This window comes from Bradyrhizobium sp. ORS 111 (genome assembly GCF_045571485.1).
GTDB lineage: Bacteria > Pseudomonadota > Alphaproteobacteria > Rhizobiales > Xanthobacteraceae > Bradyrhizobium.
On sequence record NZ_CP120701.1, the window covers coordinates 6,259,272 to 6,282,831 of the forward strand.

At 64.3% G+C, this 23,560-nt stretch carries 22 protein-coding genes and 1 other RNA gene; 10 read left to right on the forward strand and 13 right to left on the reverse strand.

Features of this window, described 5'->3' with window-relative positions:
• Positions 1-57: 57 nt before the first annotated feature.
• The 10 genes from hflC to P6U30_RS28865 all read right to left on the reverse strand — a co-directional run bounded on the left by hflC (position 58) and on the right by P6U30_RS28865 (position 8,577).
• Positions 58-960 (reverse strand): protease modulator HflC, encoded by a 903-nt coding sequence (gene hflC, locus P6U30_RS28820; protein WP_407166203.1) that lies wholly within the window; start codon positions 958-960, stop codon positions 58-60.
• Entirely contained in the window at positions 957-2,096 is a 1,140-nt protein-coding gene (gene hflK / locus P6U30_RS28825; RefSeq protein ID WP_407147920.1) for an FtsH protease activity modulator HflK, read from the reverse strand. Before hflK ends, hflC begins: the two co-directional genes overlap by 4 nt.
• Before the next feature lie 145 nt (positions 2,097-2,241).
• Complete coding sequence (locus P6U30_RS28830; RefSeq protein WP_407166204.1) at positions 2,242-2,754, reverse strand: dihydrofolate reductase; 513 nt, start codon at positions 2,752-2,754, stop codon at positions 2,242-2,244.
• Complete coding sequence (locus P6U30_RS28835) at positions 2,754-3,239, reverse strand: GNAT family N-acetyltransferase (RefSeq protein ID WP_407166205.1); 486 nt, start codon at positions 3,237-3,239, stop codon at positions 2,754-2,756. Before P6U30_RS28835 ends, P6U30_RS28830 begins: the two co-directional genes overlap by 1 nt.
• 8 nt (positions 3,240-3,247) lie before the next feature.
• Positions 3,248-4,042, reverse strand: coding sequence for a thymidylate synthase (locus P6U30_RS28840; RefSeq protein ID WP_407166206.1), 795 nt, complete (start codon positions 4,040-4,042; stop codon positions 3,248-3,250).
• Positions 4,043-4,215: 173 nt separating this feature from the next.
• Positions 4,216-5,196, reverse strand: a complete 981-nt coding sequence (locus P6U30_RS28845) for a tripartite tricarboxylate transporter substrate-binding protein (protein ID WP_407166207.1) — start codon at positions 5,194-5,196, stop codon at positions 4,216-4,218.
• 132 nt (positions 5,197-5,328) lie between these two features.
• Positions 5,329-6,843 (reverse strand): tripartite tricarboxylate transporter permease, encoded by a 1,515-nt coding sequence (locus P6U30_RS28850; RefSeq protein WP_407147925.1) that lies wholly within the window; start codon positions 6,841-6,843, stop codon positions 5,329-5,331.
• A gap of 7 nt (positions 6,844-6,850) precedes the next feature.
• A complete protein-coding gene (locus P6U30_RS28855) occupies positions 6,851-7,351 on the reverse strand; it encodes a tripartite tricarboxylate transporter TctB family protein (protein ID WP_407166208.1) in 501 nt (166 codons plus the stop codon).
• An 84-nt stretch (positions 7,352-7,435) separates the two neighbouring features.
• On the reverse strand, positions 7,436-7,969 hold the full coding sequence (locus P6U30_RS28860; RefSeq protein WP_407166209.1) for a chromate transporter: 534 nt from the start codon (positions 7,967-7,969) through the stop codon (positions 7,436-7,438).
• The gene (locus tag P6U30_RS28865; RefSeq protein ID WP_407166210.1) at positions 7,966-8,577 is read right to left on the reverse strand and encodes a chromate transporter; all 612 of its coding nucleotides are present in this window, start codon (positions 8,575-8,577) and stop codon (positions 7,966-7,968) included. Before P6U30_RS28865 ends, P6U30_RS28860 begins: the two co-directional genes overlap by 4 nt.
• Positions 8,578-8,654: 77 nt before the next feature.
• Between P6U30_RS28865 and ssrA the strand changes: the two genes are divergently transcribed.
• From ssrA to P6U30_RS28895, 6 genes are all read left to right on the forward strand, one after another.
• Positions 8,655-9,009: a transfer-messenger RNA gene (gene ssrA, locus P6U30_RS28870) on the forward strand.
• A gap of 142 nt (positions 9,010-9,151) precedes the next feature.
• Entirely contained in the window at positions 9,152-9,682 is a 531-nt protein-coding gene (locus P6U30_RS28875; RefSeq protein ID WP_407166211.1) for an SspB family protein, read from the forward strand.
• Between the two features lie 165 nt (positions 9,683-9,847).
• Positions 9,848-11,263 carry a class II fumarate hydratase gene (gene fumC, locus P6U30_RS28880; protein WP_407166212.1) on the forward strand — a complete coding sequence of 472 codons (1,416 nt, stop codon included), beginning with the start codon at positions 9,848-9,850 and terminating at the stop codon, positions 11,261-11,263.
• A gap of 280 nt (positions 11,264-11,543) precedes the next feature.
• Positions 11,544-11,732 (forward strand): DUF4169 family protein, encoded by a 189-nt coding sequence (locus P6U30_RS28885; RefSeq protein ID WP_407166213.1) that lies wholly within the window; start codon positions 11,544-11,546, stop codon positions 11,730-11,732.
• Positions 11,729-12,004 carry a ribbon-helix-helix domain-containing protein gene (locus P6U30_RS28890; RefSeq protein WP_066499077.1) on the forward strand — a complete coding sequence of 92 codons (276 nt, stop codon included), beginning with the start codon at positions 11,729-11,731 and terminating at the stop codon, positions 12,002-12,004. Before P6U30_RS28885 ends, P6U30_RS28890 begins: the two co-directional genes overlap by 4 nt.
• A gap of 76 nt (positions 12,005-12,080) precedes the next feature.
• On the forward strand, positions 12,081-12,431 hold the full coding sequence (locus P6U30_RS28895; protein WP_407166214.1) for a VOC family protein: 351 nt from the start codon (positions 12,081-12,083) through the stop codon (positions 12,429-12,431).
• 278 nt (positions 12,432-12,709) lie between these two features.
• Here P6U30_RS28895 and P6U30_RS28900 read toward each other — a convergent pair whose 3' ends face one another.
• Both P6U30_RS28900 and P6U30_RS28905 read right to left on the reverse strand, forming a co-directional pair.
• Positions 12,710-16,402 (reverse strand): AsmA-like C-terminal region-containing protein, encoded by a 3,693-nt coding sequence (locus P6U30_RS28900; protein ID WP_407166215.1) that lies wholly within the window; start codon positions 16,400-16,402, stop codon positions 12,710-12,712.
• A gap of 201 nt (positions 16,403-16,603) precedes the next feature.
• A complete protein-coding gene (locus P6U30_RS28905; protein WP_407166216.1) occupies positions 16,604-17,836 on the reverse strand; it encodes a cytochrome P450 in 1,233 nt (410 codons plus the stop codon).
• Between the two features lie 149 nt (positions 17,837-17,985).
• Between P6U30_RS28905 and P6U30_RS28910 the strand changes: the two genes are divergently transcribed.
• A complete protein-coding gene (locus P6U30_RS28910; RefSeq protein ID WP_407166217.1) occupies positions 17,986-18,597 on the forward strand; it encodes a TetR/AcrR family transcriptional regulator in 612 nt (203 codons plus the stop codon).
• A 6-nt stretch (positions 18,598-18,603) separates the two neighbouring features.
• On the opposite strand, the gene P6U30_RS28915 is transcribed toward P6U30_RS28910, so the two are convergent.
• On the reverse strand, positions 18,604-19,896 hold the full coding sequence (locus P6U30_RS28915; RefSeq protein ID WP_407166218.1) for an MFS transporter: 1,293 nt from the start codon (positions 19,894-19,896) through the stop codon (positions 18,604-18,606).
• Positions 19,897-20,150: 254 nt separating this feature from the next.
• Here P6U30_RS28915 and P6U30_RS28920 point away from each other — a divergent pair, with 254 nt between their 5' ends.
• The 3 genes from P6U30_RS28920 to P6U30_RS28930 are packed head-to-tail and all read left to right on the forward strand — an operon-like array spanning position 20,151 to position 23,530.
• Complete coding sequence (locus tag P6U30_RS28920) at positions 20,151-20,462, forward strand: hypothetical protein (RefSeq protein WP_407166219.1); 312 nt, start codon at positions 20,151-20,153, stop codon at positions 20,460-20,462.
• On the forward strand, positions 20,455-22,362 hold the full coding sequence (locus P6U30_RS28925) for an adenylate/guanylate cyclase domain-containing protein (protein ID WP_407166220.1): 1,908 nt from the start codon (positions 20,455-20,457) through the stop codon (positions 22,360-22,362). Before P6U30_RS28920 ends, P6U30_RS28925 begins: the two co-directional genes overlap by 8 nt.
• The gene (locus P6U30_RS28930) at positions 22,292-23,530 is read left to right on the forward strand and encodes a phosphatase PAP2 family protein (protein WP_407166221.1); all 1,239 of its coding nucleotides are present in this window, start codon (positions 22,292-22,294) and stop codon (positions 23,528-23,530) included. The genes P6U30_RS28925 and P6U30_RS28930 overlap by 71 nt, the downstream gene beginning before the upstream one ends.
• Positions 23,531-23,560: the final 30 nt, after the last annotated feature.

The following is a 23,560-nucleotide window of genomic DNA, read 5'->3' on the forward strand; positions in this document are numbered from 1 at the left end:
CATGTTTGTTGTTCTGTGACGGCGGCGACGCGTCGCTCGCATCGCCGCCTTGTGGCGTTATTGTTTCGGAGCGGCGGCCGCCTCAGGCGGCTTGCCATTTGCGCTGCTGAAATACTTGAAGAACTCCGAATCCGGCCGCAACAGGAAACGCGTGTCGCTGGACTTTAGGCCATTCTCATAGGCCGTCATCGAGCGATAGAACGCGAAGAAGTCCTGATCCTTGCTGTAGGCCTCGGCGAACAAGCGGTTGCGCTCGGCGTCGCCGGCGCCGCGCGTCTGCTCGGCGGTCGAATTGGCCTCGGCGATGATCACGGTTGCCTCGCGATCGGCCTTGGAGCGGATCTCCTGCCCCTTCTGCCCGCCCTGCGCGCGGAACTCGGCCGCCTCGCGCTGGCGTTCGGTCTGCATGCGCTGATAGACCGCCTGGCTGTTCTGCTCCGGCAGATCGGCGCGGCGGATGCGCACGTCGACGACCTGGATGCCATAACCGTCGGCTTCCTTGTCGAGCTGATCGCGGATCCGCGACATCAGCCTCTCACGCTCGTCGCGGACCACCGCGATGAAGTTGACCTCACCGAGCACGCGGCGCAGCGACGCGTTCAACAGCGTGGTGAGCTGCAGGTTGGCGGCCTGGATCGAACCCACGCTGGTGTAGAAGCGCAGCGCATCCTTGATGCGGTAACGGGCGAAGGCGTCGACCACCAGCCGCTTCTGGTCCGACGCGATGACTTCCTGCGACGGGTTTTCGAGATCGAGAATACGCTTGTCGATCGAGATGACGCTGTCGGTGAACGGAACCTTGAAGTTCAGACCCGGCTCGGTGACGACGGCCACCGGCCTGCCGAACCGGACCACGAGCGCCTGCTCGGTCTGCTGCACGGTGAACATCGAGCTATAGGCAACAATGATCACGACGAACAGCACGACCAGGGCCGCAATGCCCGCAACGGGGGACCTCATCGCGAACCTCCCTGCTGCTGGCCGGTCGCGGCCGGCGCCGCCGGACGCCGCGTCGTCAGTTCACCCAGGGGAAGATACGGCACGATGTTCTGACCCTTGTCGCCGTCGTAAACCAGCTTGTCGGCGCCACCGAGCACACGCTCCATGGTCTCGAGATAGATGCGTTCGCGCGTCACGTTGGGGGCCTTCTTGTACTCTTCATAGACCTTCAGGAAGCGCGCGCTCTGGCCTCTCGCCTCGGCGACCGCCTGCTCCTTGTAACCTTCGGCGGCCTGAATGATCTGCGCGGCACGGCCGCGCGCCTCGGGCACGACGCGGTTGGCGTAGGTCTGCGCCTCGTTCTGCGCGCGCTCGAGATCGGCGCGCGCCGCCTGCACGTCGCGGAATGAATCGATGACCTGCGCCGGCGGGTCGACCTTCTGCATTTGCACCTGCGCAACCTGGATACCGGCCCCGTAGCTGTCGAGCGTCTTCTGCATCAGCTCCTGCACGGTCGTTTCGGTCTGGGTTCGCGCGCCGGTAAGGATCGGCTGAATCTCGGAGCGGCCGATCACCTCGCGCATCGCGCTCTCGGCCACCGCCTTCACGGTGCCCTCGGGGTTCTGGATGTTGAACAGGAATGCGCCGGCCCCACCCGGCTTGATACGCCACAGCACGGTGAAATCGACGTCGACGATGTTCTCGTCGCCGGTCAGCATCAGGCTCTCCTCCGGCACGTCACGCATGGTGCGGCCGCGCCGGGCGGGATCATCGATCAAGGTCATGCCGATCGAGGTCGTATTCACGCGCAGCGCCTTCGGCAGCAGCACGGTCTCGATCGGATACGGCAGGTGATATCTCAGGCCCGGCTGTGCGTCGCGCACATACTTGCCGAAACGCAGCACGACACCGAGCTCTTCAGACTGGACACGGAAGATGCCGGTCGCGAACCAGATCGCCAGCGCGGCGGCCAGGATCAGCGCGACGCCCACGCCGCTGAAGTGGCCACCGGGCAACCATTGCTGCAACCGGTCCTGACCGCGGCGCAGCAGATCCTCAAGATCCGGCGGCCTCGGCCCGACCGATTGCGGACCCGAGCCCCATGGCCCTTTCGGACCCGAACCCCACGGCCCCCCGCCCTGATTTTTCCACGGCATCAAACATCTCCTCGGCAAGTCCGGACGGGGACGCCCGGGCTCGAATGTCCGGCCCGGTTATAGGGGACCGTCGGGGCCCTTACAACGCAAGCTTCCTGGCGGGACGAGCTATGCCCCGGGGCATAATTGTCAATGCAAACATTGGTTAACCCCGGCCGCGCCGACGATATGTCACATAGGAGAAGTCGGCGCTGTCGTCCGGCCCGGCCGGATGTCGCACACGCGCGACCTCCTCCCACGCCTTCGCGTCAATGATGTCAAGCCGCGTGTCACCTTCGGGCCTGGCATGGACTTCGGTGACCTCAAGGCGGTCGGCGACATCGATCCACTGTGCATAGATCTCGGCGCCGCCGATGATGGCGATCTCAGTGGCCAAACGACGCAGTGCGTCGCCATGGGCAACGGCGCGCGCGTTCTCGAACGATGTCGTCACGACCGCGCCTCGTGCCCGGTAGTTGGCATCGCGCGTCACCACGATATTGGTACGCCCCGGAAGCGGCCTGCGCAGCGATTCAAATGTCTTGCGCCCCATGACGACCGGCTTGTTCAAGGTGATCGCCTTGAAGCGCTGCTGGTCGGATTTCAGCCGCCACGGAATTGCGTTGTCGCGCCCGATCACGCCGTTCTCGGCGACCGCAACGACGAGCACGATCTCCATCAACGCGCTCCCTTCGCCAGCGCCGCGAGCGCCGTGTCCGAGACGCGGCAAATCGTCCATTCGTCCATCAACTCGGCACCGAGTGATTTGTAGAACGCGATCGACGGCGCGTTCCAGTCGAGCACGGCCCATTGCAGCCGCGACCAGCCATGGGCGAGGCATTCCTTGGCAAGGTGCGCAAGCAGCGCCTTGCCGATGCCCTTGCCGCGCAGCGCCGGGCGCACGAACAGATCCTCCAGATAGATGCCGTGGCTGCCGCCGAAGGTGGAGAAGTTGACAAACCAGACCGCAAAGCCGGCGGGCTCGCCGTTCCACGCCGCGATGTCGCAGAACAACCGCGGATTGGGGCCGAACAGCGCGTCGGCAATGTCGGCCTCGCTGGCGCGAACCTCGTGCAGCAACTTTTCGTATTCGGCGAGTTCGCGGACCAAGGAGAAGACCAGTCCGGCCTCATCGGGCCGCGCGCGGCGGATGGCGAGAGACATTCAATGCCTCAAACGGCGACTTCGGCCTTGATGTGCGGATGCGGGTCGTAGCCTTCGAGTGTGAAGTCCTCGTAGCGGAACGCGAAGATGTCCGTCACGTCGGGATTGATCCGCATCGTCGGCAGCGGCCGCGTCGGCCGGGTCAGTTGCAACCGCGCCTGCTCGATATGGTTCGAGTAGAGATGCGCGTCGCCGAGCGAATGCACGAAGTCGCCGGGCTTGAGGCCTGTCACCTGCGCGACCATCATGGTCAGCAGCGCGTAGGAGGCGATGTTGAAGGGCACGCCGAGGAAGACGTCGCCGGAGCGCTGATAGAGCTGGCACGACAATTTGCCATTGGCGACATAGAACTGGAACAGGCAGTGGCACGGCGGCAGCGCCATCTTGTCCACCTCGGCCGGATTCCAGGCGCTGACGATCAGCCGCCGCGAGTCCGGGTTGTGCTTGATCATCTCGATGACGTTGGCAATCTGGTCGATGCTGCGTCCATCCGGCGCGGGCCATGAGCGCCACTGCGAGCCATAGACCGGCCCGAGATCGCCGTTGGCGTCGGCCCATTCGTCCCAGATGGTGACGCCGTTGTCGTTGAGATATTTGATGTTGGTGTCGCCGGCGAGGAACCACAACAGCTCGTGCACAATCGCCTTCAGCGGCAGCCGCTTGGTCGTCAGCATCGGGAAGCCGGCCGACAGGTTGAACCGCATCTGGTGGCCGAAGATCGACAGCGTGCCGGTGCCGGTGCGGTCGTGCTTCTCCGCGCCATCGGCGAGGATGCGTTCGAGCAGATCGTGATACTGGTTCATGGCGTCTGTTTCGGCTTTCGAGGAAGCAGCGAACTTAACGGCCGAAGCCGCCGGCCGACACGCTGATTCGGCCGAATACCCTGATTATACCCCGAAAAGTGAGCACTCCGGGCCAAACGACAAGGGGCGGAACTCACGTCCCGCCCCTGCCCTATCCACTTGATCGCGTTGGCTTAAGTTGCCGGCTTGAGGACCGGCGTCCACTTCGCGATCTCGTTTTTGACGAGGGTCGCGAGCGCTTCCGGCGTGCGATTGGCCGGTGCCGGGATCACGCTGCCGAGTTCCAGTAGCCGCTTGCGGACCGCCTCGTCGTCGAGCGCCTTCGTGGCCGCCGCACTCAGGGTGGCGATGACGAAGGGCGGCGTTCCCTTCGGCGCGAAGATCGCGTTCCACGCTTGGGCCTGGTAGGCCGGAAGGCCGGCTTCCGCCGTGGTCGGCACATTGGGCAGCGACGGGTTGCGCTCGGGCGTTGCGATTGCATAGGCCTTGATGGTGCCGGCATTGATCTGCGGCACCGCATTGACGATCTGGTCGCACATGTAATCGACCTGGCCCGCCACCAGCGCATTCATCGCGGGGCCGGTGCCGTTAAAGGGAACTCCGACCGGCTTGACGTCGAGGATCGAGTTCAACAGCTCGCACGACGCGTGCGAGACCGAGCCGACGCCGGCATGCGCGGCGTTGACCTTCTCGGCGTTGGCTTTCACGTAAGCCACGAACTCCTTGAGGTCCTTCGGCGGAAAATCCTTGCGTGCGAGGATCAGGATCGGCGTGCCGGCGAGCAGCGCGACCGGCTCGAAATCCTTCTCCGGATGATAGGCGAGCTTCGGGTAGAGCGGCACGGAGGCGGCGTGCGTGCCCATGTGTCCGGTGATCACCGTGTAGCCGTCATTGGCGGCGCGCGCGGCGCGCGTGGTCGCGGTGGTGCCGCCGGCGCCGACCACGTTCTCGATGACGATGCTCTGTCCCAATGTCTGCGCCATGTTGGCGGTGACGATGCGCGCGATGACATCGGTCGGACCGCCGGCCGCGAACGGCACGATCATGGTGATGGTGCGCGTCGGATAGTTCTGCGCCGCGGCCGGCGCGGCAACCACGCACAGCGAGCCCAGCGCGGCAAGGCATGCGCCCGCGAACGAGCGAACGGACATCATCTCGAATCCCCCTGGGAACGTCCAAGCAACAAAAATGCCGGCCCAATCGGGCCGGCATTCTCATTTCATGAAGCTGCATCGAAAGTCTACTCGACTTCCGCCTGCGGCGCGCCGACGCAGGCGGACGTGCGATCAGCTCTCCGATTCGACGAACACCTCGTCGCGCTTGGCGCGCAGCGCCGGCAACACCGCAAGCACCAGCAGGCCGCCTGCGATCGCAAGCAGCACCGCCGACAGCGGCCGCGAGATGAACACGCTCCAGTCGCCGCGCGAGATCAGAAGTGCGCGACGCAGGTTCTCCTCCATCAGCGGTCCGAGCACCATGCCGAGCAGCAGCGGCGCCGGCTCGAAATCGTGCTTGATCAGCCAGTAGCCGACCAGGCCGAACACGCCGGCCAGGATGACGTCGACCGGCGCGTTGTTCACGGAGTAGATGCCGATCGAGCAGAAGATCACGATCGACGGGAACATCAGCCGATACGGCACCCGCAGCAGGCGGACCCAGATGCCGACCAGCGGCAGGTTGATGATGATCAGCATGAGATTGCCGATCCACATCGAGGCAATCATGCCCCAGACCAGATCGGGCTGCTTCTGCATCACCTGCGGGCCCGGCACGATGCCGTGAATGGTCATCGCGCCGACCATCAGCGCCATCACCGCATTCGGCGGAATGCCGAGCGTGAGCAGCGGGATGAACGAGGTCTGCGCCGCCGCATTGTTGGCGCTCTCCGGCGCCGCCACGCCTTCGATCGCCCCGCGGCCGAAGCGTGACGGATTCTTCGCGAGCTTCTTCTCCAGCGTATAGGCAGCGAACGAGGCGATCACGGCGCCGCCGCCCGGCAGGATGCCGAGGATCGAGCCGAGTACGGTGCCGCGCAGGATCGCAGGCGTGGAATCCGAGATGTCCTTCCGCGTCGGCATCAAGCCCGTGATCTTCTGCTGCACCAGATTGCGGTTCATCTCGGCGCCGTGGTCGAGGTTGCGGATGATCTCCGCGAAGCCGAACACGCCCATCGCCACCGTCGCAAAGCCGAGGCCGTCGGCAAGCTCGGGAATGTTGAACGCCATGCGCGAGGCGCCGGTCTCGATGTCGGATCCGACCATCGAGAGCAACAGGCCGAACACGATCATCGCGATCGCCTTCAGCACCGAGCCCTTGGCCAGCACCACCGCGAAGATCAGGCCGAGCACCATCAGCGAGAAGTATTCAGCCGGACCGAATGCCAGCGCGAGCTTGGTCAGCGGCGCACCGAGCACGGCAATCAGCACCGTGGCAACGCAGCCGGCGAAGAACGAGCCGATCGCGGCGATCGCGAGCGCCGGGCCGGCGCGGCCCTGCTTGGCCATCTGGTGGCCGTCGAGGGCCGTCACGACGGAGGTCGCTTCACCGGGAATGTTGACCAGGATCGAGGTGGTCGAGCCGCCATATTGGGCGCCGTAATAGATGCCGGCGAGCATGATCAGCGCACCGACCGGCGGCAGGCCGAACGTGATCGGCAGCAGCATCGCGACGGTCGCGATGGTTCCGATGCCCGGCAGCACGCCGACCAGCGTGCCGACCAGCGCACCGATCAGACACATCAGGAGGTTGATCGGCGAGAACGCGACCGCGAAACCGTGTGCGAGATTGGCAAAGAGGTCCATCACGTCCTCACTGGATCAGGAAGCGCGGGAACATCGGCATCGGCAGTCCCAGCACGTAAGGGAAAAGGAGCGCGCAGCCGAGCGTCAGGCACGCGCCGACGACGATGGCCTCGAGCCACCTCGTCTCGTGCGAGCCGAGCGCCGCGATCAGGAAGCTCGAGAAGGCCGAGACGACGAGCCCGAGCGGCCGGATCGCCATCGCGAAGAACAGGATCGACAGCGCGACGAAAAGCGGTCCGCGCCACGAATAGGCTGCGATGGCCGGACCGTCCTTGAGGATTCCCATCACCGCAACGCCGCCCCCGAGCAACAACAGCAGCACCGCGAAGATGCGCGGCGCGGTGCCGGCGCCGAACGAGAAGCCGTGCATGCCTTGGAGATCGCTAGAGGCCCACAGCGCAAACACGGCGAGCGCCATCAAGGCGATGCCGCCGACAAAGTCCTGCGGTCCACGCACCCATTTCGGCAAGATGGAATGGACTGGCGCCCGACTCGGCGTGTCACTCATGATTTCGCTCCCCGGCAGGGTATTCCCGCCCGATCTGATTGGATGGCTTGTGTTGCTGACCCGACGCCTTGCTAGCGATTTTCGTTAGACAACGCCAGCGAAACCAAGAATGCCGCCGGCAAGCAATATCCAGAGCGGATTGACCCGCGTCGCGAAGGCAAGCGTAGCTGCGACAATTGTGATCAGGGCAGCGACCCAACTTTGGTCTGATGTCTGCGCCACGATCAGTCCGCTTGCCGCCATCAGTCCGATCGACAGCGGAACCAGCGCGGCCTGCAGAATCGCGGGCCAGCTTGCATGACGCGAGCGTTCGAGGAAGCGGCTGACACAATAGGCAAGCAGTGCGGTCGGCCCGCACATCGCAACGGTGGCCGCCAATGCGCCTGCGACCCCTGCGACAGAATAGCCTATCAGCGTCACGATCAGCACGTTCGGTCCCGGCGACAATTGCGAGATCGCGAAGACATCGGCGAACTGCTTGTCGGTCATCCAGTGCTGCACGTCGACCGCGGCACGGTGCATTTCCGGAATCGCAGAATTGGCGCCGCCGACTGCAAACAGCGACATCAGGCCGAAGGTCCAGATCAGCGTCGCCGTCGGATTGGGATCTGCGCTCATGCGTTCACCCTGCGGCGCGTCAGGATCGTGATCGCAAGGCTGAGCGGAATCGCGACCAGCAACACGATCTGCATCGGCCATCGCACCAGCCCGATCGCGGTGAACACCGCGGCCATCACGACAAGGCCGACCACGTCGCGCCGCTTGAGCAACGGCATCATCATCTTGAGGACGACGGCGAACAGCAGTCCGACGGCCGCGCAGGACACGCCGGCCAGCGTGCGGCGCAGCGCATCGATCTCGCCGTAGCGCGCGTAGAGCGCGGCGAGCATCGTCGCGATCACGAGCGGCGGGCCGACCAGGCCGGCGAAGGCGGCGAGCCCGCCCGCGATGCCGCGAAACCGCGAGCCGAACACCACCGACAGGTTGACGATGTTCGGACCGGGAAGGAAATGGCAGAGCGCAAAGGTCTCGTTGAATTCCTCCGCCGTCATCCAGCGGTGCTGCTCGACGATGCCCCGCCGGGCCCAGACCAGCACCCCGCCGAAGCCGGCGAGCGACATTTTGGCAAAGGCAAGAAACAGCTCGAGCAGGCCGGGCTCGCTGGGCTGACATGGCAGAGGGGCATCCGGCGCCGGCACGGCGACCGGAGGGGAATTCGGAGGCATGGCCGAAATCTAGAACGGCCTCCGGGCGCCGGCCAACCCCAATCTGGCCGGTTTTCACACCTGAAAGGCCTGAATCGCCTCTGTTTTTCTCCGATCCCGCCGCCTATATTGGGGGTGCCGGTTCGCCGGCTATGGAAATAAATGACCGTCGCAATAAACCATTCGGACCCGGGGGCGGTACCCGGCGCCTCCACCAAAATCCATCATCAGGTGGCTTTTGGCGGGGGCGAAATAGGATCGACGAGGGCGTAAAGGGCGTGTTTTTTCTCGGTATGGTTCCGCCGACATCGGGCCATTGCAATAGTTGCCAACGACAACTTTGCTCCGGTTGCTCAGGCTGCGTAAGGCAGTTTGAAAGACCATCTTAAAGTCCTAGTGGGTTAAGCTCCGCTAGGCGGGGTCCGGAGGCACCTGGCAACAGAAGCCTCCACTTCATTTTCGGCCGCGTGCATCCGCGCGCATTGCCAACCGCCCTGCTGATTTCCGGCTCCCGGCGGGGTAGCATGGCCCAAAAGGGCGAGTCGGACGGCTCCGCTCCCCTGAACCGGCCGTTTTCGAAAGCAACAGGATTACCATGGCGACCGATCACATCCGATATGACGTGCTGGCGCGGGACGCGCTGCGCGGGGTGCTGCGCCAGGTCCTGGCCGACGCCGCCGAACATGGCCTGCCCGGTGAGCATCATTTCTACATCACCTTCCTGTCGACCGCCGCCGGGGTGAAGCTGTCGCCGCGGCTGCTCGCGCAATATCCGGAGGAGATGACGATCATCCTGCAGCACCAGTTCTGGGACCTGGTGGTGACCGAGGATCGGTTCGAGGTCGGGCTGTCGTTCGGCGGAATCCCGGAGCGGCTGACCGTTCCGTTCGCCGCCGTGACGCGCTTCCTCGATCCGTCCGCGCCGTTCGACCTGCAGTTCGACGCCTCGGATGCTGTGGCCGAGGCCGCTCCATCGCAAGTGCCGGCCGCTCCGCCAGTGAGCCCCGTTCCGGCGCCACCTGCCCGCGCTGCGGCCGAAGCCAAGACGGCCGAGACCGAGGAAGAGCCAGCGAAGCCCAGCGAAGGCGCCGAGGTGGTGCGGCTCGACCGCTTCCGCAAGAAATAATCCAGACACAGACCGATCTTCGACCTTGTAGGATGCCTGCGAAGACCGGGATGACGGATCGTCATCGCGGATTATCTTCCGCATGAGCATGACCTCGCGCCGCTGCTTCGCGAAAGCCGGCGCCGATGGCCGCCTCATGCGCTGACGACGCAATGGAAAGCATCAATGGCCCGATCCACCAGACCATCCAAGGCAACCACCCGCAGCGAGACCGACAGCTTCGGCCCGATCGACGTCCCCGCCGACCGCTACTGGGGCGCGCAGACCGAACGCTCGCGGCAGAATTTTCGGATCGGCCACGACCGGATGCCGATCGCGATCATCCGTGCGCTCGGCATCGTCAAGCTCGCAGCCGCGATGACCAATCGCGAGCTCGGCCTGCTCGACGCGCGCCGCGCCGGCGCCATCATCCGCGCGGCCAAGGAAGTGGTCGAAGGCAAGCTCGACGATCATTTTCCGCTGGTGGTCTGGCAGACCGGCTCGGGCACGCAGACCAACATGAACCTCAACGAGGTGATCGCCAATCGCGCCAATCAGATGCTCGGCGGCGAGCTCGGTGCCAAGAAGCCGGTCCACCCGAACGATCACGTCAACATGAGCCAGTCGTCGAACGATTCATTCCCGACCGCGATGCACATCGCGGCTGCGACGCGGATCATTGCCGACCTGATCCCCGCTTTGACCGAACTGCATCGCGAGCTGCGCAAGAAGGAGAAGGCATTCGCCAAAATCGTCAAGATCGGACGCACGCATACCCAGGACGCGACGCCGCTGACGCTCGGCCAGGAGTTCTCCGGCTATGCCGCGCAGGTCGAAAGCGGCATCGCGCGGCTGCGCGTGGCGGTGAAGGATCTGTTTCCGCTGGCGCAGGGCGGCACTGCGGTCGGCACCGGACTGAACTCGAAGCCGAAATTCGCCAGAACCTTTGCCAGGCACGTCGCTGAGATCACCGGACTGCCGTTCACCAGTGCCGCGAACAAGTTCGAGGCGCTCGCCTCGAACGACGCCTATGTGCTGGTGCACGGCGCGATCAATTCGGTGGCGACCGGCCTGTTCAAGATCGCCAACGACATCCGCTTCCTCGGTTCGGGCCCGCGCTCGGGTCTCGGCGAACTGATCCTTCCCGAGAATGAGCCGGGCTCGTCGATCATGCCGGGCAAGGTGAACCCGACCCAGTGCGAGGCGGTGACCATGGTCTGCTGCCAGGTGTTCGGCAATCAGACCGCGATCACGATCGCCGGCAGCCAGGGCCACTTCGAGCTGAACGTGTACAAGCCCGTTTTGGCATACTGTATGATAAATTCCATTCAACTGCTGTCCGACGTCATCAGCTCGTTCACCGAGCATTGCGTTGTCGGCATACGCGCAGACGAAAAGCGCATCAGCGAGTTGATGCAGCGATCGCTGATGCTGGTGACGGCGCTCGCGCCGAAGATCGGCTACGACAACGCGGCCAAGGTCGCGAAGGCGGCGCATGCGCGCGGAACGACGTTGAAGGAAGAAGCCTTGCGGCTTGGCTTTGTATCTGCAGATGAATTTGATCGCCTCGTGCAGCCGGACAAAATGACACATCCGGGATAGGTGAGCGTCGACAAGCCCGCAAAATTGCGGTGGGCGCGGGTGATATAATTATGAAACATAACGCCTAAAGACTAAGGCAGGTGATCTATCAGCTCTGCGTTGACGCATGGTACAGCAATCAGACGTCAAGTTTTCGCAGAGCGAAACCGATTCTTTGGTGCTATCACGAAGCATCAAAACGGGGATTCTGGATGGATATCGAGCCAGGCGCACACCGCGACCACTCTTGCTTTCGTCACGATGCATCACCAATTCGGATGAAGGGACGATGAGGACGAGCATGGGCGACGTGGTCAACTTGAAACGATTCAGAAAGCGCAACGAGCGCGAACAAGCAGCGAAGCAGGCCGACGCCAACCGTGCGCTATTTGGTCGCACCAAGGCCGAACGCGCACGTGACGAGTTTCTCGCCGAGCGCAGTGCCCGCGTGCTCGATCAGCATCACATCGACGGCGGAGAAGCATCATGAAGTCTCCGGTCGTCAAACGCTCGATCGTCGTTGCCGGACACAAAACCAGCGTCAGCCTCGAAGAGGCGTTCTGGAACGGCATGAAGGAAATTTCCGGCCTTCGAAACATGACGCTGTCGGAACTGGTCGGCGAGATCGACAGCAATCGCCAGCAGGGCAATCTTTCCTCGGCGATCCGGCTCTTCGTGCTGGATTATTTCCGCTCGCGCGCCACGCCGGCGGTGCCGGCCGACGTCAGGCCGCAACAGGTCGATACGCGCCAGCAAGCTTGATGCTTGCTCCGGTCTCCACGGTTGGATCGCTGCCATGCTATGCAGCAGGCGATCCTGTCGCGGCGCGGACACCAGCATGAAGGTCAAACGCATCGTCGCCAACATCGCCACCGCCGACGTGACGGCGGCGGCGCGCTTCTACCGGGATATCCTCGGGCTCGAATCGCTGATGGATTTCGGTTGGATTGCGACCTACGGCTCATCCGAAACGATGCGGGTTCAAATCAGTATCGCATCCGAAGGCGGCTCCGGCACGCCGGTGCCCGATCTCTCGATCGAAGTCGACGATCTCGACGAGGCGCTCCGTCGCGTGACGACGGCCAGCATCCCGATCGAATACGGACCCGCGGACGAGCCATGGGGCGTGCGGCGGTTCTTCGTCCGCGATCCCTTCGGCCGGCTGGTCAATATCCTCCAGCATCATTAGGCCACGGCGTTCTCGCGCCAAGCGCGGAGACCGGTTCGCGTCATGAAACGCGTACTGAGACGCCGTAAAGCGTGACGAGATAAGGTTGAGCTGGAGCGGCAACGGAGGTTCACCTCTCCCTCGGGAGAGGTCGGCGCGTAGCGCCGGGTGAGGGGCAACGGTCTCTCGTTAGAGCCGCGGCCCCTCACCCGATTTGCTTCCGCAAATCGACCTCTCCCCGTCGGGGAGAGGTGAACCGACTCCGCGGCCGAGCCGATTCGATCCTGACTCATCACGCTTTAGTTCTGCATTGCTGGCCGCTGCGGCGGATTGGCAACCTGTGGCGTCAGCGACAATGGCGGCCGCAGCTTTGGCTTGACCGTGCCGGGCGGCGGCTTGATCTCGATCGGCGGCGGCAGCGGCGCGACCTGCGGCTGGCCTGCGGTCGGCGCCGACGGCGCAACGGCAGGTGCCGTCGCGACCGGAGGAATCGCCGGCGGATGCGGCGGCGCACCGATCTTCGGCTTCGGGACCACCGCGCGGCGCGGATCGCGACCGGGCAGCGGCACATCCGCGGGCGACGATGCCGCCGGATTGGCATTCGGTGCCGCGGGTTGCGGAATCGCCGCGGGCACGGGGTCCGGTGGTGGCGGTTCGCCGCGCTCGATTGCGTCAAGCCGCCGTGTCTCGCGATCGATCGCGCGCACCGCAAGCCAGGACGACAGCGCCGCAATGTCGATGCTGCGCGTCAGTCCGTCGGGCGTGCCGACCGCAAACAACTGGATTTCCGGACGGCTGCTGGCCGTGCCGATTTGCGTCGGCGCCAGCGCGGCGCGGATGTCGGCCTGGTCGGCCGGAATGTCGTAGCCGCCCGATACGGTGGCATTGGCGCCGTTGGCCGCGAGCGTCGTGGCGCCGACGCGGATGCGGCCGTCGCGGATGTTGAACGGAATTTGCGCCGACGCGATCGACAGCGCTCCGCCCGCGAGCACCGGCTCGACGATCTGCTTCAGCCGCGCATCATCGGTCGCCTGCCCGCTGTCGCTGGCGCGGATCGCGACATCGAACGCCCGCGGATCGAGGCCTGGGAGGTTCATCCCCTCCAGCGTCACCGCGCCGCTGCCGGAGAGCGCACCCGTGAGCGCCGAGGTGCTGCGGCCCTGCGTCAGCAGTGTCATCTGCATCGAGACACGGCCCTTCGGCATCGCAAGACTGCGATAGCGCAGCGCCGAGCCGTCGATGCCGGAAAGTCGAACGTTCGCGTTCAGCGCCAGTCCGTTGACGCCCTGCCGCGCATCGATGCTGGCGGTTGCTTCGCCGCCGCCGATCTTGCCCGTGATGCCATCGAAGGTCAGCGACTGTCCATCGGCCCTGAGCGTGCCGCTGACCGGCTGCAGCACGGCGCCGCCGGGCAGCAGGCCGCGCAACGCTTCGAACGTCACCTTGCCGCGCCAGCCCTTGGTCAATCCTGCGCCAAGTGGCGCCGTCGCGTCATGGCCCGCAGCGCCGATCACGGTCGCAAAGATCGGCGCCAGCGTCATTTGATCAAGACCGAGCTCGCCTTCGACGCTCTTCTCGTCGGCGAGCGTCAACGCGAGATGGCCGCGCAGCCGCGAGCCCGCAACGATGCTGTCAAGGTCGTCGAAGGTCAGCTTGGCGCCGGCAAGTGTCACCCGCGACGATAGCCGAATATCTCCGGCTTGATCCGATGATTTCAGATCGAGCAGCGGACTGATGTCGGCGCTGCGGACGCGAAGATTGACGCTCGATTTGGCATTCGTCGCCCATGGCTCCGCAGTCCCTTCAGCATCCGCATCGAGCCCCGCGCCCCAGAGCCTGGCCTTCAGGCGCAACGGCGCGCGCCACGCGCCGCTCACTGTGCCCTCGAACTGCGCAGGCCCAGCGCCGGCCACAATCGCATGGTCAAGTCCAAGCAGCGCCAACAGCGCGCTCCCTTCGCCTGCCGAGAATTTGGCCTCGGCGGCAATGTCGCTGCGGCCGAGCGCGTCGAGATCGAGCTTTTGGATCGCAGCGAGCGGCGGCGTTGCCGACATCACCGTGCGTCCCTTGACCTGCGGCGCGTCGAGATCGAGTGTCGCCTGCGCGGTGGCCTTGTCGGCAGCCTGCCCCTTGCCGAGGTCGAGCGCAAGCTTCGCATGGACCGGACCCGCGTCCGCCCGGAGCACGCCGAGCCGCGCCGCGAGCGATGGTGCGAACGGCTGAACCATCGCGGTGATCCGGCCGAGCGACGCAGCCGTTGCGTCGATCGCCAGCTTACCGGTCGAGTTGACCCGGTCGAAGTTGCCGCTGCTATCAAGCGTGACGTTGTCCGCCTGCCCGATCTTCAGCCGCTCGAGCACGACCTCCTTGGGGCTGTAGGCGACCTTTGCCAGCAGCGGCCGGAATTCCTGGCCCGCGGAGATCGCGCGCCCGACGTCGAGCGACAATCGGGCCTCGTCGGGCCATTCGGCCTGTGGCCCGAGCAGCGAACGGACGAAAGCCGCGGCCGCATCGACATCGAGCCGCTCGGCCTTCAACTGCGCCTCGACCTTCGCGCCGCGCGCCGCGTCACGATGCGAAAACGCGACGCGGCCTTCGACGGTACTCCCCTCGATCTCCGCCCTCATGGCATCGATCGCAAAGCCTGCCGGTGACACCGAGACGTCGCCGCGCAGCCGCAATGGTTTCTGGCTGCGATAGGCGATGTCGCCGTGCCCCTGCAGCCAGACCATCAGCGCATCGGGATCGGACGATTCGATATCGAGCGCGGTCTTGAATCCGCTCGGCGTGCCGCTTTGCGCGCTGCCGCCGCTCATCGAGACTTGCGTGGACCCCGGCGCGCGAAACTCCAGCCGGCGCACCATCCACGACTTGGCGTCCGACTGCAGCTCCGCCGAAACGTCCTGCAGGGGACGGCCACCGAGCATGATCTGCTCCGACGCCAGCTCGATCTGGGCTGGAATCGGGCTCTGCGGAAGGCCCGAGACGACCGCGCGCAACGTCGGCAACACACGCGGCGGTTCGGCGTTGCTGTTGTCACCGCCATCCCTGGCGACGAACTTGTCGGCATCGAGTTGCCGCGCCGAGAGCGAGGCACGCAGCAGCGGCTCGGCGCCTAAACGGATATCGCCGCTGCCTGCAAGCTTCAGCGCACGGTCCTCGGCGCCGTAGCTCACCTCGACCTGGTCGAAGCGTGCGGCGGAATGGTCGGCCTTCACCTTGCCCGCGATCCGCCACGGCGGCTCATCGCTCCTGCCCCGCTGGCTCGGTGCGCTCGCAAGCGCCACCGTGCCCTCGAACCGCGGCGCGCGCGCCTCGAAGGTGAGGGCGCCGTCGAGATCGGCCGACAGCGGCCGCTGGCCGGGATCGATGCTGACATGCAGGCGAATGCCATTGCCGTCAGGCAACTGCCCCGACGACACCCGGAATGGATAGCGGTTTCCGCCGGACATGAAGTTGCCGTCGCCACGGATCGCGCCGGCAAGCGAGCGGACATCGCCGCTGAACGCCACATCGCTCAGCTCGAGCGTGCTGCGGCTCGCCGCGTCATGCAGGGCAATGCGCCCGGTGAGGTTGAGACGATCGATCGTGAGCGACGCCAGATTGAAGGTCCCGCTCGAGACCGGCCATTCGATTCGCCCCTTCGGATCGAGTCCGACGTCGAGCGACACGCCGTTGATGGTGAGGTCGGTTGCGCGCCATTCGCCGCGCATCAGGGAGCTCAGGCTGAACTCGACGTCGAGCTTGCCGGCGCGGACCTTGCCGAGATCATTGGCGCCGCCGACGGTGACATTGTTCAGCCGCAGCGAAGGGGCCGGCAGCAGACGCGCGTCAAGGCCGCCGGCAACACGAACCGGCGCGCCGATGATCTTCGTCGCCTCCTCCTCGAACTGCGGCCTGAACTGGTTCCAATCGACGAAATATGGACCGACCAGCGCGGCCACCAGTGCAAGGATGAATGCGATTGCCAGGCCGAGCAGCGTCGTCTGCACGGTGTCTCCCTTTGAGCTGGCTCCGCTTGCGGCCCACCGATGCCGAACCTGAGCCGGAGCAGCCCAATATATAGAGACAAGTATGGCGAAGTCACAGCGCCTTTGCTGCTGCGACGTCAGGCACGAGGCGAATTTCCGCTCAACGGCGCGGGCGGCACCTGCGATTGCCGCGGATCGCGGCCCGCCGCGAAAAGCGAGAGATCACCAGCTCGCAGGCAACCGCTTCAGCCCGCGGAGCACGAAGGTCGGCCGCCATTCCGGATTCTCCGCGTCATCGAGCCGCAGCTCGGGAATCCGGCGCAGCAGGGTCGAGATCGCGATCTCGGCCTCGATCCGCGCCAGTTGGGCGCCGAGGCAGAAATGGATGCCGCCGCCAAACGACAGCGGCTTGACGTTCGGCCGCCGGATGTCGAGCCGTTCCGGATGGTCGGGATAAACGGCCGGATCATGATTGGCCGAGCCGAGCAGGCAGAGCACGCTCTCGCCCTTTGGGATGCGCTTGCCGCCGAGATCCTCGATATCCTCGAGCGCAACCCGGCCGGTCAACTGCACCGAGGAATCGTAGCGCAGGAACTCCTCGATCGCGTTGGTGATCAGGGCTGGATTGCTCTTGAGCAGCGCGAGCTGATCCGGATTGCGATACAAGGCCAGCAGCCCATTGCCGATCAGGTTCACCGTGGTCTCATGGCCGGCACCGAACAGCAGGATGATGTTGGCGGTGAGCTCCTCGTTGGTGAGCTTATGTCCATCCTCCTCGGCCTGCACCAATTGCGTGATGAGGTCGTCGCCGGGTTGCTTGCGGCGCAGCTCGAACAGTTGGTGGAAATACATCGCCGCCATCACGTTGCCGGCGTTGCCCTGCTTGATCTCCTCCGGCGACAAGGGCACCGGATCGAGCAGGCGGCCGCCATCGCGCGAGCCCTTGTAAAAGGCCTCGCGCTGCTCTTCGGGGATTCCGAGCATGTCGCAGATAATCGTCACCGGCAGGCGGAAGGCGAAGTCCTCGATCAGATCCATCTTCCCCTGCGGAATGATGCGGTCGAGCGTCTCGTCGACGACTTGCTGGATGCGCGGGCGCATGTCCTCGACCCGGCGCGCGGTGAAGGCCTTGACGACCAAGCCGCGCAGGCGGGTGTGATCCGGCGGATCCAGCTGCAGCATCCAGTGGCTCATGCTGCGGAAGACCGGTTCCTTCATGATGTCAGGACCGTAGCGGCGGATGGTGCGATCGACAAAATCCTTGCCGAAGCGCTTGTCGCGCAGCACGAGGCTCACCTCGGCGTGACGGCTGGCGACGAAGGCGCCGTGCGCGTTGACGTGCATCGGGTCCATGGTCCGCAGCCGCTCGTAGTGCGGATAGGGATTGCGAATGAATTCGGGCGCCAGTGGATTGAAGAGCGGTTCGCTGCGCGCGGACTGAACATGCTCGTTCATGGTGACCTCGTTCGCTTGTCGCGCCGGTGTCGGCACCCTGGCGCGCCTTGGTGTCATCCTCGGGGCCGGACCATCGCGGCCGACTGCTTGTTTTCAATGCAACTCGATACACTCTTGTATCGAGTTGCATTCTGCCCTAACCTGCGCCGATGTCAAGGGTTCGAACCAGGCCGACGCGCGGCAACACCTGCGAGAAGCTGTTCGAGGCGGCGGCGCAAGTGTTCGAGGAACAAGGAATTGGCGGCGCCAGCATCGAGGCGATTGCGGCCGCGGCCGGTTTCACCCGCGGTGCGTTCTATTCGAACTTCAAGAGCAAGGACGAACTGATTATCGCGATGCTCGAGGATCATGTCGAGCAGTCGATCCGGCGCAATCTCGACCTGCTCACCCGGCACAGAACTCTTCCGGACTACCTCGAAGCGCTCAGGACGATGGATCGCAGCCGGCAGGATCCGCTCGGCCGCTCGCCTCTGTTGCATATGGAGATGATCCTGTTCGTGGCGCGCGCGGAGAAGCGCCGGCCCGAGCTTGCCAAACGCCTGCGCGCGCGGCGCAAGCTGATCGCCGATATCGTTGTCACCACGCTGAGGAACTCCGGCAGGAACGGCGTGCACAATCCGGAATGGACCGCTGCGATCGTGCTGGCGCTGGAAGACGGGTTCCGCCTGCACCGCCTGATCGACCCGGACACCACGCCAGCCGACAGCTTCCTGCGCGCGATCACCGATCTGCAGCGCGCGATCGGCATCTCGCCGGCCTGATTCCGCTCAAGCCTCGCTTGCGATCCTGTGCATCTGTCCGGCGACGGCGCGCACCTTGCCGGGCGCCGCTTGCCAGATCGCGATCGCCGACAGCAGGCTCATGACGATCCCGAGCGTGAAGCCGGCGGTGTAACTACCCGAGAGATCGTAGAGCTGCCCGGTCGCCCAGGGTCCCGCGGCGCCGCCGGCCAGCGCGGCCAGCATGATGGTGCCGAAGATGCTGCCGTAGTGCTTGCCCTGGAAGATCTCCAGCACCACCGGCCCCATCACGGAGGTGAGGCCGTAGCCGAGCGCCCCTTGCGTGAACACCATGAGATAGATCAGCGGCATTGCCGGCCAGTATCGCAGCGCCACCAGCGCGGCAAAGCAGATCACGAAGCCGAAGCAGGAGATCGCCCATACCCATTCGCGGCCGATGCGATCCGACAAATGCCCGAGCCAGATCTGGCCGGGAATACCGAGCAGGCTGACGATGCCGAGCGCCCAGACCCCGACGTTCGAGCTGAAGCCGATGTCGAGCAGAAATTTGGTCTGATGCACCTGCACCGCGTACCAGATGTACAGGCCGCAGAAATAGCCGACCGCGATCCACCAGAACCGCGCGGTGCGCAACGCGCGAGGCAACGTCCAATCGGTGCCGGCCCAGACGGGATCGACGATGTTCGAGACCGGCTTGGCCGACGTCGCCGTCGGCGCGGCATCGCCGTCCGGCTGCAGCCCGATGTCCTCGGGCCGCTTGTGCAGCAACAGGTTGATCGGCGCGAGCACGACCAGCACCAGGATTCCCATCGCCGTGCAGGCGGTGCGCCAGCCGGTCTGCTCGATCATGTGCTGCACCCATGGCAGCAGCGTCACCGAGCCGATGCCGACGCCGGCGAAGGCGAGCCCGATCGCCAGCCCGCGGCGGCGGATGAACCAGTTCGGTACGAACAGCGACTGACCGGAATAGCCGAGGCAGACGCTGCCGGCCCCGACCAGGACACCGATCGTGAGATAAAGATGCCAGGGCTGCGTCGTCAGCGGCGCCAGCAACAACCCTGCGCCCATCAAGGCGACCCCGAGCTCCATGACCGCGCGTGGCCCGCGACGGTCCATCATCCGCCCGATCAGCGGGCTTGCAATGCCCGACGCCACGAAGCCGAACGAGAACGCCCCGGCAGTGATACCGCGCTCCCAACCGAACTCGCTGATGATCGGAGGATAGAACAGCGAGAACGCGGTGCGCGCATTGACGCCGATCGCCATGGTGACGAACGTCACCGCGACGATGATCCAGCCGTAGAAGAAGGGAAGTCGCATCGTGTTACCCGCGCCAGTCGCAAAGGCCTATTTGAGCTGCAGTCATAGGCACCTTGCTGCGTGCATCATAGCCGCGGACCGGCGAACCCGTCCCCAAGCACGGAGCGCCACCGGGTGCGACAGACAGACAGCACACCCGAGGCGATCATGCCTTCCTTTGTGCCCGTGATGGAGATATTGTTTCTCCATTGCGAATTGTTCTTCGTACAGCCTTTTACGGTAGTATCAATAAATTTTGTAGAAGTATCAATAAAATGACCCCATCGGTGCCGGAAGTTCGACGACGTCTTGCGGCAATCCTTGCAGCAGACGTGGTTGGCTATACACGTTTGATGGAGGCGCATGAGGAGAACACCCACGCGCGGCTCATGAAGCTGCGTGCGGAAATCCTTGACCCTGGTGTTACCCGGCAGAACGGCAGAATCGTCAAGAACACCGGTGATGGCTTCCTCGCGACGTTCGATCGACGTGTGCAAGGTCGGACGCCGGCTCGGGGTTCGCTACGTCCACTGCGGATGCGTGCAGAGGACGATGACGGCGGGATCGCGAAGGTCGCTTATGAGTGATGACAAGGCGGACAAGAGCGATGGACGACCCGTCCGGAACGAGCAATCCGATCTTCGGGCCGCAGGCGGCGGACTCGTGCGACAAGAAGCCGTCGTGCTGCTCGTCGATCTCGTGGAGTCGGTGCGGCTCATGCGCCAACATGAGACCGATAGCATACGCCGCTGGACCGACTTCGTTCAGATCGTAACCACCCGAATTCTACCTCGCTATCACGGCGTCATGGTGAAAAGCCTTGGCGACGGATTGATGGCTCGCTTCGAGGCTGTGCACGATGCTGTGGCTGCGGCAGCGGAAATGCATCGCACGCTCGCGGCGCAAAATGCAGGTATCCCCGAGGATCGTCAGTTTCACCTGCGTGCAGGGATCAATTCCGCCATCGCTTGGAGCGATGGTATCGATATCTACGGGACGGGCGTGAACCTGGCAGCCCGACTGGCGACGCTCGCCGGTCCGGGTGAAACGATTGCCAGCGCGGCCGCGCACGAGCGATTAGCTGCCGCGTTAGCAAGCCTTGCAAATCCAGGCGAAACCATCGGCAGCGCGGCGGCGCGCGACGAGCTTACGCACGGGGTGGATGCGCTGTGCGAAGATTTGGGCGAATGCATTCTCAAGCACTTTGACAAGCCGGTGCGCGCGTATCGCGTTGGTCCAGCAAGTCCGCATCCTAGCCTCACCGCTCGGCGCGATTATGGGACGCCCATGGAACCGACGATCGCCATTATTCCCTTCAATGCGCGCAACGACGCGCCTGCACATTTCGACGTCGGCAATCTTATTGCCGACAGCGTGATCTGGCGATTGTCAAAGTCTCCGAATTTGAAAGTCATCTCACGCCTATCGACCAACGTATTTCGCGGTCGGATGAGCGACGTCGCCGAAGTTTCAGCCCATCTCGGCGCGACCTATATTCTAAGCGGGGGCTATGTCGTGGACGCGGGCCGGATTTTGGTGACATCGGAGCTTTCCGCCGCGCGCACCAACCAGGTCGTCTGGACCGATCGAATGAAAGGAGACATTGCGGACTTGCTGCAGCCAGAAAGCGAACTGGCCCAGCGCATCGCAAGCGCGGTATATCTATCGGTCTTTGAGGCCGAAGTCGAGCACGTTCTGACCCAGCCGTTGCCGACGCTGGAAAGCTATTCGCTGCTACTTGGCAGCATCCGGCTGATGCATCGCTCCAGCAAGGAAGAATTTCTTCAGACCCGCAAGATCCTCGACGAACTGATTGATCGGCACAGCCGGATTGCGGCGCCGCGCGCCTGGCTCGCCAACTGGTACATCCTGCGTGTGACGCGCGGATGGTCGGAGGACCGCAAGCGCGAGGCGGCTGAAGCCCTGAACGCCAGCCACGCTGCACTGGACCGCGACCCCTCGGACGCCCTTGCTCTGGCGACCGAGGGGTTCGTTCACTGCCATCTGCTGAACGATCTGGATACCGCCCGCAAGCGATGCGATCAGGCCGTCGATGCGAACCCGAGCCATGCGCTTGGCTGGTTGTATCGCGGCACGGTGAACGCTTTCAATGGTGAGGGCGAAGCTGCCGTCGCGGCAACGCGACGAGCATTGGAACTCTCGCCGCTTGATCCACAGCGCTACTACTTCGAGTCGCTCGGTGCCACGGCTGAACTTTCCGCACATCACCATGAGGAAGCCGAGCGGCTTGCGCGTTCATCCTTGATACACAACCGCATGCACCCCTCTACCTGGCGTGTGCTCACGATCGCGCTCGTCTCGCAAGGGCGGATAGACGAGGCGCGCGCCGCGTTGGCCAGCATGCGCAAGCTTGAGCCGGCATTGACCGTCGAAAGATACATCGCGCGCATCCCGAATGCGCAACTCGAGACAGGCAGGCGGTGGGCCCGCTGCCTGGAAATGGCAGGTTTACCAACGACGAGCTGATTTCATCCAGACAGACTTTATCCATAGGGAGGCGGTAATGGCACAGTTAGGCGGTGCGGGAGGTGCAGGCGGCGCAGGTGGTGCAGGTGGTGCTGGCGGAGCCGGTGGGGCCGGCGGCGCTGGCGGGGCTGGTGGCGCTGGAGGAGCCGGCGGAGCTGGCGGATCGTTCCTTGGAACGATGGCTGACGCCTACGCCAATTCAATCATGGTCGATGCGCTGATCTTGGGACGCGAAGGTACGATCGTCCCCGAGCACCATTGCTACGCGCCGCCGCTGCCGGGGATCGATGACAGACAGCAATTGGAGCGCTGGGAGCCGTGGGTTCGCGCTTACATCGCGATCGGCGAGATGATGCAAGGGATCACGCTTCGCAAAGCGCCGGCCGGTCACGCTTTCCAGGTCCTGTCGTCCGCATCCCTGATCGCAGAGGTCGGGCGTCCAAAGCGGACGACCTTCGAGAAGCAGATCCCGCTGGTGCTGAGCTGGGCCGAACTACGCTCCGAGCGCGCCACTGAGATCATGGCGCAGATCGACGCGCAATACGCGTTCTGGTCGTCGATCGTCTACCTGCACCCCGACCGCACCCGGCGCACCTTCGAACTCATCAACCTCGTGCTGCAATTTTGTGTCTACGTAGAAATGCGGTTCAAGCATGCGATGGGCTGTTTTCGCCCGGTCGAATACAATGCCGAAGTGCAACCGATGATCACGACCCCCGGTCACGGCAGCTTCCCGATGGGGCATGCAACGCAGGCTTACGCGGTGGTCCAGGTCCTGAAATCGTTGCTGGGGCTCAATCCGGCGAAACCACGGCACAAGATGGTGATCGACCAGCTCGAGCGCCAGGCGGCACGCATCGCGACCAACCGCGTGATCGCCGGGGTCCACTTTCCTGTCGACAGCATGGCAGGACGCATGCTGGGTATTGCGCTTGGTGAATACTTCGTTGGGCGTTGCAAGTCAGGCCACAAATTCCGGCGCCGCAAATTCCTCGCCGCCGGAATCGACAACGCGCCGCACACCGATTTCAATCCGTTCAGCATGAGCCAAAGCATCCACGGCAGCGCATTCTATGCTGAAGCCGCCGGCGCGAATATCGTGAAGTCCAACTTGATGGAGCATCTCTGGGACGCCGCGCAATACGAGTGGATGGGCAGATTCCCATAGGCGAGACGGTGTCCTGCAACCCGAAGCGGA

Bases quoted from the DNA above. Each gene is read 5' to 3' on its own strand.
- P6U30_RS28910 (WP_407166217.1), top strand. From the start codon at position 17,986: ATGTCAAGGGTTCGAACCAGGCCGACGCGCGGCAACACCTGCGAGAAG.
- hflK (WP_407147920.1), bottom strand. From the start codon at position 2,096: ATGCCGTGGAAAAATCAGGGCGGGGGGCCGTGGGGTTCGGGTCCGAAA.
- P6U30_RS28890 (WP_066499077.1), top strand. From the start codon at position 11,729: ATGAAGTCTCCGGTCGTCAAACGCTCGATCGTCGTTGCCGGACACAAA.
- P6U30_RS28860 (WP_407166209.1), bottom strand. From the start codon at position 7,969: ATGAGCGCAGATCCCAATCCGACGGCGACGCTGATCTGGACCTTCGGC.
- P6U30_RS28845 (WP_407166207.1), bottom strand. From the start codon at position 5,196: ATGATGTCCGTTCGCTCGTTCGCGGGCGCATGCCTTGCCGCGCTGGGC.
- P6U30_RS28885 (WP_407166213.1), top strand. From the start codon at position 11,544: ATGGGCGACGTGGTCAACTTGAAACGATTCAGAAAGCGCAACGAGCGC.
- P6U30_RS28855 (WP_407166208.1), bottom strand. From the start codon at position 7,351: ATGAGTGACACGCCGAGTCGGGCGCCAGTCCATTCCATCTTGCCGAAA.
- P6U30_RS28930 (WP_407166221.1), top strand. From the start codon at position 22,292: ATGCGCAACTCGAGACAGGCAGGCGGTGGGCCCGCTGCCTGGAAATGG.
- P6U30_RS28830 (WP_407166204.1), bottom strand. From the start codon at position 2,754: ATGGAGATCGTGCTCGTCGTTGCGGTCGCCGAGAACGGCGTGATCGGG.
- fumC (WP_407166212.1), top strand. From the start codon at position 9,848: ATGGCCCGATCCACCAGACCATCCAAGGCAACCACCCGCAGCGAGACC.
- P6U30_RS28840 (WP_407166206.1), bottom strand. From the start codon at position 4,042: ATGAACCAGTATCACGATCTGCTCGAACGCATCCTCGCCGATGGCGCG.
- P6U30_RS28905 (WP_407166216.1), bottom strand. From the start codon at position 17,836: ATGAACGAGCATGTTCAGTCCGCGCGCAGCGAACCGCTCTTCAATCCA.
- hflC (WP_407166203.1), bottom strand. From the start codon at position 960: ATGAGGTCCCCCGTTGCGGGCATTGCGGCCCTGGTCGTGCTGTTCGTC.
- P6U30_RS28925 (WP_407166220.1), top strand. From the start codon at position 20,455: ATGAGTGATGACAAGGCGGACAAGAGCGATGGACGACCCGTCCGGAAC.
- P6U30_RS28875 (WP_407166211.1), top strand. From the start codon at position 9,152: ATGGCGACCGATCACATCCGATATGACGTGCTGGCGCGGGACGCGCTG.
- P6U30_RS28835 (WP_407166205.1), bottom strand. From the start codon at position 3,239: ATGTCTCTCGCCATCCGCCGCGCGCGGCCCGATGAGGCCGGACTGGTC.
- P6U30_RS28895 (WP_407166214.1), top strand. From the start codon at position 12,081: ATGAAGGTCAAACGCATCGTCGCCAACATCGCCACCGCCGACGTGACG.
- P6U30_RS28865 (WP_407166210.1), bottom strand. From the start codon at position 8,577: ATGCCTCCGAATTCCCCTCCGGTCGCCGTGCCGGCGCCGGATGCCCCT.
- P6U30_RS28915 (WP_407166218.1), bottom strand. From the start codon at position 19,896: ATGCGACTTCCCTTCTTCTACGGCTGGATCATCGTCGCGGTGACGTTC.
- P6U30_RS28920 (WP_407166219.1), top strand. From the start codon at position 20,151: ATGACCCCATCGGTGCCGGAAGTTCGACGACGTCTTGCGGCAATCCTT.
- P6U30_RS28850 (WP_407147925.1), bottom strand. From the start codon at position 6,843: ATGGACCTCTTTGCCAATCTCGCACACGGTTTCGCGGTCGCGTTCTCG.